Raw genomic sequence first — 14,618 nt, forward strand, 5'->3', positions numbered from 1 at the left:
ACTTTTTGACCAAAACACCTGAATGATGCCTGCAGATCAGTTTGCTCTTTCCTCGGACCTCATCAACGAGCTGTTGCGCGGCATGCGCCTGCGTGGCGTTGAATACCGGCGTATCCAGGCGGGTCCAACGTTCGGATTGAGCTTCGCGGAAAAACCTGGGCACGCCTGGTTCCACTTCATGGCCGTCGGCAATGCGGTACTGCGAATGGAAGATGGCAGCACCTACGCACTGTGTGCTGGCAACGCCGTGTTCATCTCCCATGGCGCGGCCCATCAACTGTTTTCCCATCCGGATGCGCCTGTTCAAGACATCGACCGCCTAAGCGGCGAAACCTTGGGTGACACCGTCAGCGCGGTGGATACCGGAGCGGATGCCAGCCCAACGCCGAGCACTATCTTGTTCAGTGGTTGCATGGAGTTTGAACTGGGCAGTATCCATGGCCTTGGCCGGCTGATGCCGGGCCTGATGCTGATTGATGCCGGTGGCCAGCGTTATCCCGGGCTGGTGCCGATCCTGACCACCATGGAGCGCGAGGTCAGCGCCGCCCGTGTCGGCTTCGCCGGTATCCTCGCGCGGTTGGCCGACGTGGTGGCCGCCATGGTCGTTCGCGGCTGGGTTGAATGCGCCTGCGGCAATGCTTCCGGGCTGATCGCCGCCTTGCGCGATCCACGCTTGGCCGGTGCATTGCTTGCGCTCCACCAACAACCGGGCCGCGAATGGACCGTTGCGCAGTTGGCAGAGCACTGCAATACCTCGCGCTCTGTATTTGCGGAGCGCTTCCAGGTCACGATTGGCATGTCTCCGCTGCGCTACGTGACCGAACTGCGAATGCGGCTTGCAAGCCAGTGGCTGACGCTCGAAAGACTGCCGATTGAAGAGGTGGCGCAGCGTTTGGGCTATACCTCCCAGGCTGCTTTCAGTCGTGCATTCAAGCGTATTACGGGCAGGACACCGGGTTTGAGTCGCAAGGCGAGGCAACCGGCGGTTACTTGAGCTCGAGCGCAAGGAGTCGACGATCCGTGCCTCTGACTCATTTACCACCCGTTACGTCGAGGAATGTACCGGTAACAAATGATGCCTCTGCGCCAGCCAGCCATAAAATGGCCCGCGCCACTTCCTCCGGCTGCCCGCCTCGCCCCATCGGGATAGAGTCCTTTACCCGATCGACCCGCCCCGGCTCGCCGCCGCTGGCGTGCATATCGGTATAGATATGTCCGGGTCGAATACAGTTGACGCGTATTCCTTCCCGGGCGACCTCTTTGGCGAATCCGATGGTGAACGTTTCCAGCGCACCCTTTGATGCTGCGTAGTCGACATATTCATTCGGACTGCCCAGACGGGCCGAGGCCGACGACACATTGATCACCACGCCGCCCGCACCGCCGTGCCGCAGGGACATGCGCTTTACGGCCTGCTGGGCGCACAGTATCGGCCCGAGGGAGTTAACCGCAAAGATGCGTTGCATGCGCTCGAAGCCGAGGTCCTCCAGACGCGACTGTTGCGCCAGCACGCCAGCGTTATTGACCAGGACATCGATTCGCCCGAACGTGTGGTCGATCTCGGTAAAAAGACTCGCGACCTGCTCGGGATCGGCACTGTCGGCGCGCATCGCCAACGCCTTGCGCCCCATCGCTTCGATATCCGTCGCCACCGCCAGCGCGGCGGACTCATTGGCAACGTAACTGATCGCGACATCGTAGCCTTGGGCAGCAGCGAGTCGGGCGGTGGCGGCGCCTACTCCACGACTGCCACCCGTGATCAGAATCAGCGGAGCCTGCGAGACGTTGACCATGAAAACTACTCCTGAGCAAATAAAGCCGAATCAGCCGATGATGATCGCGCCGCTGGCGATCACCACACAGGCCAGCATCCGGCGGACGGTAAGTGTTTCACCGAGGAACAGGTAACCAAGCAACGCCGCGAACAGCACGCTGGTTTCGCGCAAGGCTGACACCGCGCCCAGCGGGGCTTCGTTCATCGCGTAGATAACGATTGCATAAGCAAGCAGAGAGACCAGCCCACCCATTGCCGCAGCGAACATTCCGGGCCGAATCGAAAACAGGCTGCGGGCATCGCGCAAACCGATGTAGACCACCGGCATCAGCACGCCCCACAAGGCGCTCATCCACACCGTGTAGGCCAGCGGTGCACCGGAAAGCCGCGCGCCAATGCCATCGACCACGCTATACGCCGCGATAAAGCAGCCGGTTCCCAATGCGTAAGGCAGGCTGGGCACCGACAGCCTGCGTCCCCGAAAAGCCAGCGAAATGATTCCGCCTGACACCAGCGCAATGCCAAGCAATTCGCCGGGGGTGATGGTTTCGCCGGCAAACAATGCGGCGCCCAGCGTGATCAACGCGGGCGAAGAACCGCGCGAAATCGGATAAATCTGCCCAAGATCGCCGACCCGGTAACTGCGCACCAGAAACAGGTTGTAGCCAACGTGCAGCAATGCCGACAGCAGTGCATATCCCCAGCTACGAGGTGCAGGCGCCACCATGAACATCGCGGCGACTGCACAGACTATGGCGATTGCGACGCACATCACCGTCATCGACCAAAGCCGATCGGCACCGCCGCGCAGCAGCGCGTTCCAGCTGGCGTGCAGCAGCGCGGCGAACAGGACAAGGAGGACGAGATGAGTAGGCATTGGCCATTTTAGGCAGCCCGAACGGCCGGATTACAGAGAAGACTCCTCACTGCGCCATGAGCGATTCTTCATACTTTAAGCGAGGTCGCCGCGCACTTTAAGTGCCTCGCTGAGTAACCACTCGCGAAAACTCACAATGTGCGGCTGTACCTCAACGCCCTTGGGACAAACGAAGTAGTAGGCAAGCGGTGACTGAAACGGCACATCGAACAGCCGCACCAGACGGCCATCGTCGATTTCCTTCTCGACATGCCCGCTGCGCACCAGAGCAATGCCATGGCCGAGCAAAGCCGCCTCGACCGTCATATTGGTATCGCCAAACCTGACGCTTTCCCGCAGCGGCAAAAACGCCAGCCCGACGGACTGGAACCACGCTTCCCATTTCGGCGCCAGTTCGGCACCGTCGCGAGCCAGCAGCGGCAACTGCAACAAGTCGGCGGGACTGCCAGGCATTCCGACGCGTTGCAGCAGTTCGGGACTGGCCACCGGGAAAACCTGCTCACCGAACAAAAACTGTGAATACAGCCCGGGATAGTCGCCCTTGCCCAAGCGGATCGCGACATCGGCTTCGCTGCTGGCGAAATGGATGACCTTGTCCGTGGTGTCCAGCGACACCAACAGTTCCGGGTGCTGGCGGGCCAGGTTCGGCAAGCGTGGCAGCAACCATTTCAACGCAAAGGAATAGGTCGTGCTGACGCTGAGCCGCACCCTGCCCTTTTGCTCACGCAAATCGGCCAGCGTCGCCGTAAGGGTCATGAAGAACTCGCGCACAATCGGCGCCAGCGTAGCGCCCGCAGGTGTGAGGCGTAACGACTTGCCCCGTTCAAACAGCTGCAAGCCCCAAAGTTCTTCCAGGTGTCGCAGTTGATGGCTGACCGCGCTCTGGGTCACATGCAGTTCCTGCGCGGCGGCGGTGAACGTCGGGTGCCGGGTGGATACTTCGAAAGCCCGCAAGGTCGCGGTCGGGGGTAGATCTCTCATAAACACAGGGTCCGGGAATGGCAAAACATCGAGGCATGAGTATCAGGTCATGTTAGAGCGAAATGTTGTGGGTTGCCTGTTCCGGGTAACAGGACTCTTGATGTTGGCGTATTGCTCCAGCAGCCAGGCGAGGTCTTTGTAAACAAGCGCCATATGCTCCGCAAGGATGTCGAGGCTCGGTAACTTCAGCGGAATATTTAATCGCCGCATAATCCTCACCGCGCAATTTCGCCTGCGACAGTTGCCGATCGCGCAACACAGAATTGTCATCAAGCCAATTGATAGCCTCCTAACGAAAGGTGCATGCTAGAGGGCTTTCCTCGGGCTTATATCATTCCGAATGATAGTTACCTTCGTGTCATTCGATTCGTTTGCCATCTACCCGCCGAGCATCATCCGCCCATCTTCAATACATTGGCGGATGCATCCATGGAACAATCACTCAAACATTTGCGCTTCCCGTTGGCTCTGTTGGCCGTGCTGGTGATGAGCGCCTGCGGCAAGACTCCGGAAACCGCCGCCACCATGCCTGCTGCCAAGGTCAGCGTGGCCAAGGTGCTGGAACAACCGGTCAACGAGTGGGACGAATTCACCGGGCGCCTCGAAGCGCCGGAAACCGTTGAAATCCGTCCGCGGGTCTCCGGCCAGATCGACGAAGTCGCCTTCACCGAAGGTGCTCTGGTCAAGAAAGGCGACCTGCTGTTCCAGATCGACCCGCGTCCGTTCCAGGCCGAGGTCCGCCGCCTCGAAGCCCTGGTTGCCCAGGCCCGCGCCAATGCCACCCGCAGTGAAAACGAAGCCGGTCGTGGCGAACGCCTGCGTGCCAGCAACGCGATCTCCGCTGAACTGGCCGACTCGCGCACCAGCGCTGCACAAGAAGCCCGTGCTGCTGTTGGCGCGCTGCAAGCGCAACTGGACCTGGCCAAACTGAACCTGAGCTTTACCCGCGTCACTGCGCCAATCAGTGGCCGCGTCAGCCGTGCCGAGATTACCGCCGGTAACTTGGTGACCGCCGACACCACCCCGCTGACCAGCGTTGTGTCCACCGACAAGGTCTACGCCTACTTCGACGCCGACGAGCGTGTATTCCTCAAATACACCCAACTCGCCCGTCAGGGTCAGCGCGGTGCAACCACTCCGGTGTACATGGGCCTGTCCAACGAAGACGGCAACCCGCACCTGGGCCAGATGAACTTCGTCGACAACCAGGTCAACCCGAAGACCGGCACCATCCGTGGTCGCGCCGTGTTCGACAACAGCGACGGCACCTACACCCCGGGTCTGTATGCACGCCTGAAACTGGTCGGCAGCGGCACTTACAACGCCATGCTGATCAACGACGAAGCGGTCGGTACCGACCTCGGCAAGAAGTTCGTGCTGGTGATGGATGGCGACAACAAGACCGCCTACCGCGCGGTCGAACTCGGGCCGAAGATCGAAGGCCTGCGTATCGTGCGCAGCGGCCTGAACAAGGACGACACGATCGTCGTCAAGGGTCTGCAACGGGTTCGTCCTGGCTCCCCGGTTTCGCCTGAAGTGATCCCCATGGCCAGCGAGCAAACCATTGCCGCTCTCGCTCAACAACGACAAGCGCTGGAAGCCAGCAACCTGCCCAAAGTCGCACCTGCCAAAGGCGCGCCGGGTTCGGTTGTGAAGCTGGCTGCTGCGACCCCACGCGGTTAAGGGACGACAACTCCGATGAATTTTTCCCAATTCTTCATTTCACGACCGATCTTCGCAGCGGTGCTGTCGCTGCTGATCCTGATCGCCGGTGCGATTTCGCTGTTCCAGTTGCCGATCAGCGAATACCCGGAAGTCGTGCCACCGACCGTGGTGGTGCGTGCCAACTTCCCGGGCGCCAACCCAAAAGTCATCGGTGAAACCGTGGCGGCTCCGCTGGAGCAAGCCATCACCGGCGTCGAGAACATGCTGTACATGTCCTCGCAGTCCACCGCTGACGGCAAGATCACCCTGACCATCACCTTCGCTCTGGGCACTGACCTGGACAACGCGCAGGTGCAGGTGCAGAACCGCGTGACCCGGACCGAGCCGAAACTTCCAGAAGAAGTGACGCGCATCGGTATCACCGTCGACAAGGCTTCGCCCGACCTGACCATGGTTGTGCACTTGACCTCGCCGGACAAACGCTACGACATGCTGTACCTGTCCAACTACGCGATTCTCAACATCAAGGATGAGCTCGCTCGCCTCGGTGGTGTCGGTGACGTGCAGTTGTTCGGTATGGGCGACTACTCGCTGCGGGTATGGCTCGACCCGAACAAGACCGCTTCGCGCAATCTGACCGCGACTGATGTGGTGACCGCGATTCGCGAACAGAACCGTCAGGTGGCCGCCGGCCAGTTGGGCGCGCCCCCTGCGCCGAATGCCCAGAGCTTCCAGCTGTCGGTCAACACTCAAGGCCGTCTGGTCTCCGAGGAAGAGTTCGAGAACATCATCATTCGCGCTGGCGATAACGGTGAAATCACTCGTCTGAAGGACATCGCCCGCGTCGAACTGGGTTCCAGCCAATATGCCCTGCGTTCGTTGCTGAACAACCAGCCGGCCGTAGCGATCCCGATCTTCCAGCGTCCTGGTTCCAATGCCATCGAAATCTCGAACGAAGTTCGCGGCAAGATGGAAGAACTGAAGAAAAGCTTCCCGCAAGGCATGGACTACAGCATCGTCTATGACCCGACGATCTTCGTGCGCGGCTCCATCGAAGCGGTGGTTCATACCCTCTTCGAAGCACTGATTCTCGTGGTACTGGTGGTGATTCTGTTCCTGCAGACCTGGCGCGCCTCGATCATTCCCTTGGTGGCGGTGCCGGTATCGTTGATCGGTACGTTTGCGGTGATGCACCTGTTCGGTTTCTCGCTCAACGCCCTGTCGCTGTTCGGCCTGGTACTGGCGATCGGTATCGTGGTGGACGACGCCATCGTGGTGGTCGAGAACGTCGAGCGGAACATTGAACTGGGGCTCAACCCCTTCGATGCGACCAAAAAGGCCATGGGCGAAGTGACCGGCCCGATCATTGCCACGGCGCTGGTGCTGTGTGCGGTGTTCGTACCGGCGGCATTCATCTCGGGCCTCACCGGTCAGTTCTACAAGCAGTTCGCTCTGACCATCGCCATTTCGACCGTGATCTCGGCTTTCAACTCGCTGACCCTGTCGCCAGCGCTGGCCGCTGTGTTGCTTAAAGGTCACGACGCACCGAAAGACCGTTTCTCGCGAGTGCTGGACAAGATCTTCGGTGGCTGGCTGTTCCGTCCGTTCAACCGTTTCTTCGACCGCGCCAGCCATGGCTACGTCGGCACCGTGCGCCGGGTCATCCGTGGCAGCGGCATCGCCCTCTTCCTGTACGCAGGCCTGATGGTGCTGACCTTCTTCGGTTTCTCCAGCACGCCGACCGGTTTCGTACCCGGCCAGGACAAGCAATACCTGGTGGCCTTCGCGCAACTGCCGGACGCCGCGAGCCTCGACCGCACCGAAGATGTGATCAAGCGCATGTCCGACCTGGCACTGAAACAGCCGGGCGTGGAAAGCGCCGTAGCGTTCCCGGGCCTGTCGATCAACGGCTTCACCAACAGCCCGAACGCCGGCATCGTGTTCGTGACCCTGAAACCGTTCGACGAGCGTAAAGACCCGAGCATGTCTGCCGGTGCGATTGCCGGTGCATTGAACGGCCAGTACGCCGGGATTCAGGAAGCCTACATGGCGATCTTCCCGCCGCCGCCGGTACAAGGTCTGGGCACCATTGGTGGTTTCCGCCTGCAAATCGAAGACCGGGGCAACCTGGGCTACGAAGAGCTGTACAAGGAAACCATGAACATTATTGCCAAGAGCCATAACGTTCCGGAACTGGCCAACCTGTTCACCAGCTACACCGTGAACGTGCCGCAGGTCGATGCCGCCATCGACCGGGAAAAAGCCAAGACCCACGGCGTGGCCGTCAGCGACATCTTCGACACCCTGCAGATCTACCTGGGTTCGCTGTATGCCAACGACTTCAACCGCTTCGGTCGTACCTATCAGGTCAACGTTCAGGCCGAGCAGCAGTTCCGCCTCGAATCCGACCAGATCGGCCAGCTGAAAGTACGCAACAACAAAGGCGAAATGATCCCGCTGGCGACCTTCATCAAGGTCAGCGACACCTCGGGCCCGGATCGCGTGATGCACTACAACGGCTTCATCACCGCTGAAATCAACGGTGCGGCAGCTCCGGGCTACAGCTCCGGCCAGGCCGAAAAAGCCATCGAGAAACTGCTCAAGGATGAACTTCCGAACGGCATGACCTACGAGTGGACCGACCTGACCTACCAGCAGATTCTGTCCGGCAACACTGCGCTGTTCGTGTTCCCGCTCTGCGTATTGCTGGCGTTCCTGGTACTCGCGGCTCAATACGAAAGCTGGAGCCTGCCACTGGCGGTGATCCTGATCGTACCGATGACCCTGCTGTCGGCCATCACCGGTGTGATCATTTCTGGTGGCGACAACAACATCTTCACCCAGATCGGCTTGATCGTACTGGTTGGCCTGGCGTGTAAGAACGCGATTCTGATCGTCGAGTTCGCCAAGGATAAGCAGGAAGAAGGCCTCGATCCGCTGGCCGCTGTACTGGAAGCCTGCCGTCTGCGTCTGCGGCCGATCCTGATGACCTCGTTCGCATTCATCATGGGTGTGGTGCCACTGGTGTTCTCCAGCGGTGCCGGTGCCGAGATGCGTCATGCCATGGGTGTGGCGGTGTTCTCCGGGATGCTCGGTGTGACCTTCTTCGGTCTGCTGCTGACCCCCGTGTTCTACGTGCTGATCCGCAACTTCGTGGAGCGCAGCGAAGCGCGCAAAGCGGCGAAGGCGAACAATCTTCAAAAGCCACTGGAGGCGCACCAATGAGTCTGAAAGTCTTCCTGCCGAGCCTGCTGGTGCTGGCCCTGAGTGCCTGCGCCGTCGGCCCTGACTACAAGACCCCGACGACGGAGGCGGCGAATATCACGTCCGCCACCGATGGCGCCGCCGGCCAGAAGAACTTCGACCGTTCGAAATTCGAAGGCATCTGGTGGCAGCAGTTCGACGATCCGATTCTCAACCAGTTGGTGACCCAATCGCTGCAAGGCAACCGTGAACTGCGCGTGGCATTCGCCCGCTGGAAAGCCGCCCGGGCAATCCGCGACGACGTCAGCAACGACGCAATGCCGACCATCACCAGCCGCGCCAGCAGCGACCTGGCCAAAGGTCAGATTCCGGGCCAGACCACCAAACGGGTCAACAGCGAACGCTACGACCTGGGTCTGGACATGGCGTGGGAGCTGGACCTGTTTGGACGCATCCAGCGCAATCTGGAAGCCAGCGACGCCGACCAGCAAGCGGCCGAAGCCGATCTGTATCAACTGCAAGTCACCATGATTGCCGAACTGGTGGACGCTTACGGTCAACTGCGCGGCGCCCAGCTTCGGGAAAAGATCGCCCTGGCCAACCTGAACAACCAGCAGGAGTCGCGCAAGATCACCATCAGCCTGCGTGACGCCGGCGTTGGCGATCAGCTCGATGTTGAACGGGCCGATGCCCGTCTGGCGTCGGTCGAAGCCAGCGTGCCGCAGTTGCAGGCGGAACAGGCCCGGCAGAAAAACCGCATCGCCACCCTGCTGGGTGAACGTCCGGACAAGCTGACCGTCGACCTGAGCCCGAAAGACCTGCCGGCGATTGCCAAGGCCTTGCCGATCGGTGATCCGGGCGAACTGCTGCAGCGTCGTCCGGACATCCTCAGCGCCGAACGCAGACTGGCTTCGGCCACGGCGCGTATCGGTGTGGCCAAGGCCGACCTGTTCCCACGGGTCAGCCTCAGCGGTTTCCTCGGCTGGACGGCCGGACGTGGTTCGCAGATCGGTTCCTCGGCGGCCAACGCCTGGGCACTGGGCCCGAGCATCACCTGGGCAGCGTTCGACCTCGGTAGCGTGCGGGCCCGTCTGCGCGGCGCCGATGCCGATGCCGAAGGCGCACTGGCGACCTACGAGCAGCAAGTATTGCTCGCGCTGGAAGAGTCGGAAAACGCCTTCAGCGATTACGGCAAACGTCAGCAACGGCTGATCTCGCTGATCCGCCAGAGCGAATCAAGCCGCAAGGCTGCCGACCTCGCCGAAATTCGCTACCGCGAAGGCACCACCGACTTCCTGGTGTTGCTCGACGCCCAGCGTGAACGTTTGAACGCCGAGGACAGTCAGGCCCAGGCCGAAGTGGATCTGTATCGCGGCATAGTCGCGATCTACAAGGCCCTCGGTGGCGGTTGGCAGCCAGAGGCGGTCGCCAGCAAGTAAAAGGTTTTTAAAGAGCTCCTTTGGTTGGCCGCAACCAACCAAATTTTTTGCCCCGCGTATCATTCGGTCGCGGGGCTTTTTTGTACCTGTCTTTCTCGGTTTTCCAGCACTGTGACCGTCGCCGTGGTGCCGGCTCTCAATCGATCCTTGCCTGCGTAATCAGGGTCGATGCCGATCCGCACCGGCACCCGTTGCGCCAGTTTCACCCAGGTGTAGCTGGGGTTGATGTTGGCCAGCAATCGACTTCCCGGGGCGTTTTCCCGGTCGGCAATGGCGAAGGCGATGCTTTGCACGGTGCCACCGAATTTTTCCCCGCTCATCAATTCGATCCGCACCCGATCACCCTCCTCGATCCTTGGCAGTTTGGTTTCCTCGAAATAGCCGCTGACATAAAAGGAGCCGCTGTCCACCAGTGCCAGCAGGGCGCTACCGGCCACCGCGTAATCCCCCTGACGGGTCAGCAGATTGGTGACGTAACCGCTGACCGGCGCTTCGACTCGGGTACGTTGCAGATCCAGTTCGGCCTGGGTCAATGCAGCTATCGCCAGTTGCACGTTGGCTTCAGCCAGACCGAGATTGGCCTGATTGCGCAACAGATCGGCCTGGGCAACCGCCACGTCAGTACTGGACTTCTCCCACTCCTCCCCGGAAATCGCGAACCCTTGCTTGAGCGTGCGTCGCCGGCGTTCTTCGCTCTGGCGCTGTTTGAGCAACGCTTCGCTGGCGACAATCGCCGCTTGCGACTGCCCGAGCGTGGCCTTTGAGACCTCCACCGAGCGTTTCGCATGCTCGACCGCGAGGCTGTAACGAGCCGGGTCGATCTCCAGCAACAACTGGCCCTTGTCGACATGCTGATTGTCCTGCACCGCCAGTGTGACGATGCGGCCCGAAACATCCGCCGACAGCGTCACCACATCCGCCCTCACCCGCGCATCCCGCGTCCACGGAGCTCGGGTGTAATGTTCCCAGGCAAACCAGCCAAGCACGATTGCCAGCAGCACCACTGCCAAGGTCGTCAATCGAGTGAGCAACGTCTTCAAGGTTTCAGGCTCCCATCAGCAAAATCAGTGTGGCGCACACGCAGGCGTACAAGGCGCCCTCGAACAGCGCCTCATGCCAGACAAAACGCAGGACGCCAAGCCGGCGCAAACCCCAGTCGAGCAGCAGAAAAACCGGTATGGCCAGCAACAAGGCCTGGGCGATAGGAGGCAAGTAAACGCCGCCGATCTCGAAATCAATGGGCAAGGACGGACGCTCCTTCAGAACGGTCGGGCTGCAAATGTTCGCCATGCCGCTCCAGAAACGACACCACGATCAACAGGGCCACTCGCATGCGAAACACCGACCATAGGTGTTCATGGGTGGCGACATGCAAGGCATCCAGCTCATCGCCGAGCGAATGCAGCGTAGTCAGCAACGGTGTCAGGCGCACATCCGGTCGGCCGGCGACGAAACGACCGGTCTGACGCAATGCCGTCGACAGCTGCCGACCAAAAGCGTCCGTGAGCAAGGCGTTGTTCTGTGCCTGTTGCCTCAGTTGGTGCATGGCCACGCCCAGCGCCACGCAGGCGAGACTGATTTCATACAGGCGCTGCATGTCCCGATCGTTGGCGGCGGGTAACACGCCCAGCATTGAAGTCAGGCGATCGACCATTCGACTTTCGAAGGCGAATTGCTCTTCGTCGGTAGCCGGGCTTTTTGTCAGTTGATAGACCTGCTCCCGCGCCTCGTTATAAAAGCGCCTGATTCGAAAGGCCGGGCGAAAAGGGAAGATCCAGGCGTAGACAATCAAAGCCAGCATCGCCGCACTGACATAGGCCCCGGCGAATTCGAACCATTGAATGGCGGTGTTCTGCCCGGTGCCGACGTTCTGCGGACCGAGCATCAGGAAACTCGACAGCCCCAGCCCCATGCCGATACCGGCGGTGGCCGGGCTGGACAGTCCGACCGCGATCACATACAGCAAAGGCGCGAGCAACAAGGCCAACATTTCGAAATCACTGATCGCCGGGACCAGCATGAACTGATAAAACGCCGAAACCACCAGGGCCAGTCCCAACCCTCGCGCGTAACTCTGCGCAGCAACCAACGGGCGCGGAAACGTCGCCATCAGCGAACACAGAATCCCCACCAGAATCATCCCGCCCCGCGCGCCGTCCCAGGCGGTTTCGATCCAGATCAGTCCGGCCACCAGTAACGCGCTGAATGCGCGGATGGCGTTCATCGTCGCGAGCGTGAAATCCAGGTGCAAGGGGCTGGACTGGCCACGGAACATACAGCTGGCCTCCCGGCCTTCCTGTATCGCATCGCTCAGTTCGAGAATCTGCTCCAGTTGCTGCAACAGCCGCGCCTGTTCCCAGCGCAATGCCCAGGCCAGCGAGCGCAGGGTTGCACTCATGTCTTCCGTCAGTTGTTCGGCCTTGTAGGCCAGCGCTTCGAATTGCTGTTGCAGCGCGACGAACTGGTGCCGCACCTCGGCTGGCAGTGAGCGTCCTTGCTGTGCCAGCTGATCAAGCAGTGCCAGCTCCTCGGCACGCAATTGCTGGATGTCCAGCGGCAGATCGCCCTCCCAGCGTTCGGTGAGCAGTTCCCGCTGGTGACGCAACGCGGTGAGGCGCGAGGTCAGCAGCATCAGCTGATTGCCCAGCAACAGCACCAGATTGTTGGCACTGCGCAGGCGTGGAGCATCGAAATACAAGTGCCGGCGCAGGCCTTCGAGGGCGCTGATCTCCCCCAGCAGCTGCATTTGCCGACGCTGAAAGTCCGCTTCGCTTTCTTCGGTGCGAAGCACAGCGGCGGCATGGGTAGCGGCGAGCTTGATCACCTGATCGACCTTCGCGAAATAGTTGCGTGATACCGCCTCGGGCCGCGCCGTCAGCAGGCTGACCACGCATACGCACGCCACCGCCAGCAAGGTTTCGGTAACCCGGGTCACCGCCAGCAGAAAGGTGCCGTCCTGATCCGGAATCGCCAGCAGCGCCACCACCACGGCGGTATACCCGCTCAACACGAACGCCTGGGAACTGGTGTAGCGCAGCAACGTGCCGCGCGCCGTGCACAGGGCCAGCCACAGCGCCAGGGTCGTGATGAACGGCAACGGCGCCTGGGGAAAGATCGCCATCAGCACCACCGCCACCACCGCGCCAAGGGTTGTCCCGATGATTTGCCCGAAGCTGCGTGCCAGCGCCATCCCGGCCAGTGGCTGGCTGATGATCACCACGGCCATGATCGACCACTTCGGCTGATCCAGGTCGAACAGGAACGCCAGGTACAAGGTCAGCAATCCGGCGGCAATGGTGCGTAAACCAAACAGCAGCACGGCCTGGCTGGGGTGGATCACCGCCTTGAAATAAACAAGCAGGGATTGCATGGGTAGCCTCTTCGAAACAACTTCTGCAAGCGTAGACACTGCATGGAGGGCATGACGGCAAACAGAGTCGACACAAGCTGTAGGTCGATTCAACGCCTGTAGTAGGCCATATCGGGCAGAGGGTTTGACTCACGGCGCGAGCTGACAGAAGCTTGCGACCTCCGCTACAAAACGAAAGTTTCGGAAATTCGCATGCCTCAGTCTCGCCGCTATTTGCTCATCAGCCTCGGCCTTGTGTTGGTCCTGCTCGTTGGCTGGCTGTCTTTTCGCAGCACAGTGCCGGTTGTGCCAGAAGCGATCAGGCATGGTTACAGTGAAGCGCTGGACGCCGCTCGTGCCGGCCAGCCGGGGGCCGCGCGGGTTCTGTATCAACAGCTGGGACGTCCGGATTTGTCCGCCAAGCGGCGGGTCTGGCTGCATGCCGAACTGCCCAACTACCCGAGTCCGCAAGCCTTGAAACTGGCGGATGCCGATCTGCAGCATGAATCTCCCGACGTGCGAATGGCAGCCATCAGGAGCGTGACCGGTCTGGTGCCCGGTGGCCAGCGCAGCCTGCTGCTCGGCCCGTTGCTCGAGGATGAAGATCAGAACGTTCGTTTTGCGGCAATCAACGCCCTGCTCGGCTTGTCGCCGGATCAACTGGGCCTGTATTTCGCCCCGCTCCAGCAAGGCATCGATGTGTGGGAGCAGGCGCTCAAGAGTCAGCCGGAAAGCGCCGCCAACTACGTGCAACTGGCGCGCCTGTATCTGCACAACGCCGAGTTGAAACAGGCACAGGAAGCGCTGGAACAGACCTTGCGTCTCGACCCCGGCAACCTGCCGGCGCTGGTGATGCAGATCGAAGTGCTCGATCGTCAGGGTCAGAGCGACGCCGCGCGACAATTGCTCGCCCGACAATTGAAGGCCCAGCCTGACTCGGCTTATCTGCAACATGCGCTGGGACTCTGGCTGCTGCACCACGATCAACGCGAGTACGCCCTGCTCGGTTTGTCCAAAGCCGTGGAGCTTGAGCCCGATAACAAGGACTATCGCTACGACCTCGCCACGACCCTGCACAGCGCCGAAGAACTGGAAGCGGCGCAAAAGCAGTTGCAGGAAATCGTCCAGCGTCATCCTGCCGATCGTAAGGCGCGGGTGTTGCTGATCAACTACTGGAAAGAAAGCGGTCAGTTGCAGAACGTGCAGATTCTGCTGGCGCAGCTCGAACAGATGAACCCGGACGATCCCTCTTTGCAGCAAGGCCTCTAGCGGCCTTCTCGACATCCCGCAAGAAAATCGGAACCGTCGTCACGGCAAAAGGTCAAGTAA

The 14,618-nt window shown here is 60.7% G+C and carries 11 protein-coding genes; 5 read left to right on the forward strand and 6 right to left on the reverse strand.

What is annotated here, in order from left to right; genetic code table 11:
* Positions 1-25 precede the first annotated feature (25 nt).
* A complete protein-coding gene (locus CAF74_RS06420) occupies positions 26-994 on the forward strand; it encodes an AraC family transcriptional regulator (protein WP_085745860.1) in 969 nt (322 codons plus the stop codon).
* A gap of 37 nt (positions 995-1,031) precedes the next feature.
* Here the strand turns inward: CAF74_RS06420 and CAF74_RS06425 are convergent, their stop codons facing one another.
* The 3 genes from CAF74_RS06425 to gcvA form a co-directional block, all read right to left on the reverse strand.
* Positions 1,032-1,793 carry an SDR family oxidoreductase gene (locus tag CAF74_RS06425; protein ID WP_085745733.1) on the reverse strand — a complete coding sequence of 254 codons (762 nt, stop codon included), beginning with the start codon at positions 1,791-1,793 and terminating at the stop codon, positions 1,032-1,034.
* Positions 1,794-1,823: 30 nt separating this feature from the next.
* Positions 1,824-2,651 carry a DMT family transporter gene (locus CAF74_RS06430; RefSeq protein ID WP_085745734.1) on the reverse strand — a complete coding sequence of 276 codons (828 nt, stop codon included), beginning with the start codon at positions 2,649-2,651 and terminating at the stop codon, positions 1,824-1,826.
* Positions 2,652-2,726: 75 nt separating this feature from the next.
* Positions 2,727-3,632, reverse strand: coding sequence for a transcriptional regulator GcvA (gene gcvA / locus CAF74_RS06435; protein WP_085745735.1), 906 nt, complete (start codon positions 3,630-3,632; stop codon positions 2,727-2,729).
* Between the two features lie 429 nt (positions 3,633-4,061).
* Between gcvA and mexE the strand changes: the two genes are divergently transcribed.
* Genes mexE through CAF74_RS06450 form a run of 3 tightly spaced genes read left to right on the forward strand, consistent with a single transcriptional unit; the run spans position 4,062 to position 9,940 of the window.
* A complete protein-coding gene (gene mexE / locus CAF74_RS06440) occupies positions 4,062-5,315 on the forward strand; it encodes a multidrug efflux RND transporter periplasmic adaptor subunit MexE (protein ID WP_085745736.1) in 1,254 nt (417 codons plus the stop codon).
* Between the two features lie 15 nt (positions 5,316-5,330).
* Positions 5,331-8,522 (forward strand): efflux RND transporter permease subunit, encoded by a 3,192-nt coding sequence (locus CAF74_RS06445; RefSeq protein WP_085745737.1) that lies wholly within the window; start codon positions 5,331-5,333, stop codon positions 8,520-8,522.
* Positions 8,519-9,940, forward strand: coding sequence for an efflux transporter outer membrane subunit (locus tag CAF74_RS06450; RefSeq protein WP_085745738.1), 1,422 nt, complete (start codon positions 8,519-8,521; stop codon positions 9,938-9,940). The genes CAF74_RS06445 and CAF74_RS06450 overlap by 4 nt, the downstream gene beginning before the upstream one ends.
* A gap of 59 nt (positions 9,941-9,999) precedes the next feature.
* On the opposite strand, the gene CAF74_RS06455 is transcribed toward CAF74_RS06450, so the two are convergent.
* The 3 genes from CAF74_RS06455 to CAF74_RS06465 are packed head-to-tail and all read right to left on the reverse strand — an operon-like array spanning position 10,000 to position 13,310.
* Positions 10,000-10,980, reverse strand: a complete 981-nt coding sequence (locus tag CAF74_RS06455; protein WP_085745739.1) for an HlyD family secretion protein — start codon at positions 10,978-10,980, stop codon at positions 10,000-10,002.
* Between the two features lie 4 nt (positions 10,981-10,984).
* Complete coding sequence (locus tag CAF74_RS06460; protein WP_085745740.1) at positions 10,985-11,185, reverse strand: DUF1656 domain-containing protein; 201 nt, start codon at positions 11,183-11,185, stop codon at positions 10,985-10,987.
* Entirely contained in the window at positions 11,175-13,310 is a 2,136-nt protein-coding gene (locus CAF74_RS06465; RefSeq protein ID WP_085745741.1) for an FUSC family protein, read from the reverse strand. The genes CAF74_RS06460 and CAF74_RS06465 overlap by 11 nt, the downstream gene beginning before the upstream one ends.
* Positions 13,311-13,502: 192 nt before the next feature.
* Between CAF74_RS06465 and CAF74_RS06470 the strand changes: the two genes are divergently transcribed.
* Positions 13,503-14,558, forward strand: coding sequence for a tetratricopeptide repeat protein (locus CAF74_RS06470; RefSeq protein WP_085745742.1), 1,056 nt, complete (start codon positions 13,503-13,505; stop codon positions 14,556-14,558).
* Positions 14,559-14,618 lie beyond the last annotated feature (60 nt).

It is taken from the genome of Pseudomonas sp. R45(2017) (genome assembly GCF_002112305.1).
GTDB classification, from domain to species: Bacteria; Pseudomonadota; Gammaproteobacteria; order Pseudomonadales; family Pseudomonadaceae; genus Aquipseudomonas; species Aquipseudomonas paraglycinae.

Bases quoted from the DNA above. Each gene is read 5' to 3' on its own strand.
- CAF74_RS06420 (WP_085745860.1), top strand. From the start codon at position 26: ATGCCTGCAGATCAGTTTGCTCTTTCCTCGGACCTCATCAACGAGCTG.
- CAF74_RS06425 (WP_085745733.1), bottom strand. From the start codon at position 1,793: ATGGTCAACGTCTCGCAGGCTCCGCTGATTCTGATCACGGGTGGCAGT.
- CAF74_RS06430 (WP_085745734.1), bottom strand. From the start codon at position 2,651: ATGCCTACTCATCTCGTCCTCCTTGTCCTGTTCGCCGCGCTGCTGCAC.
- gcvA (WP_085745735.1), bottom strand. From the start codon at position 3,632: ATGAGAGATCTACCCCCGACCGCGACCTTGCGGGCTTTCGAAGTATCC.
- mexE (WP_085745736.1), top strand. From the start codon at position 4,062: ATGGAACAATCACTCAAACATTTGCGCTTCCCGTTGGCTCTGTTGGCC.
- CAF74_RS06445 (WP_085745737.1), top strand. From the start codon at position 5,331: ATGAATTTTTCCCAATTCTTCATTTCACGACCGATCTTCGCAGCGGTG.
- CAF74_RS06450 (WP_085745738.1), top strand. From the start codon at position 8,519: ATGAGTCTGAAAGTCTTCCTGCCGAGCCTGCTGGTGCTGGCCCTGAGT.
- CAF74_RS06465 (WP_085745741.1), bottom strand. From the start codon at position 13,310: ATGCAATCCCTGCTTGTTTATTTCAAGGCGGTGATCCACCCCAGCCAG.
- CAF74_RS06470 (WP_085745742.1), top strand. From the start codon at position 13,503: ATGCCTCAGTCTCGCCGCTATTTGCTCATCAGCCTCGGCCTTGTGTTG.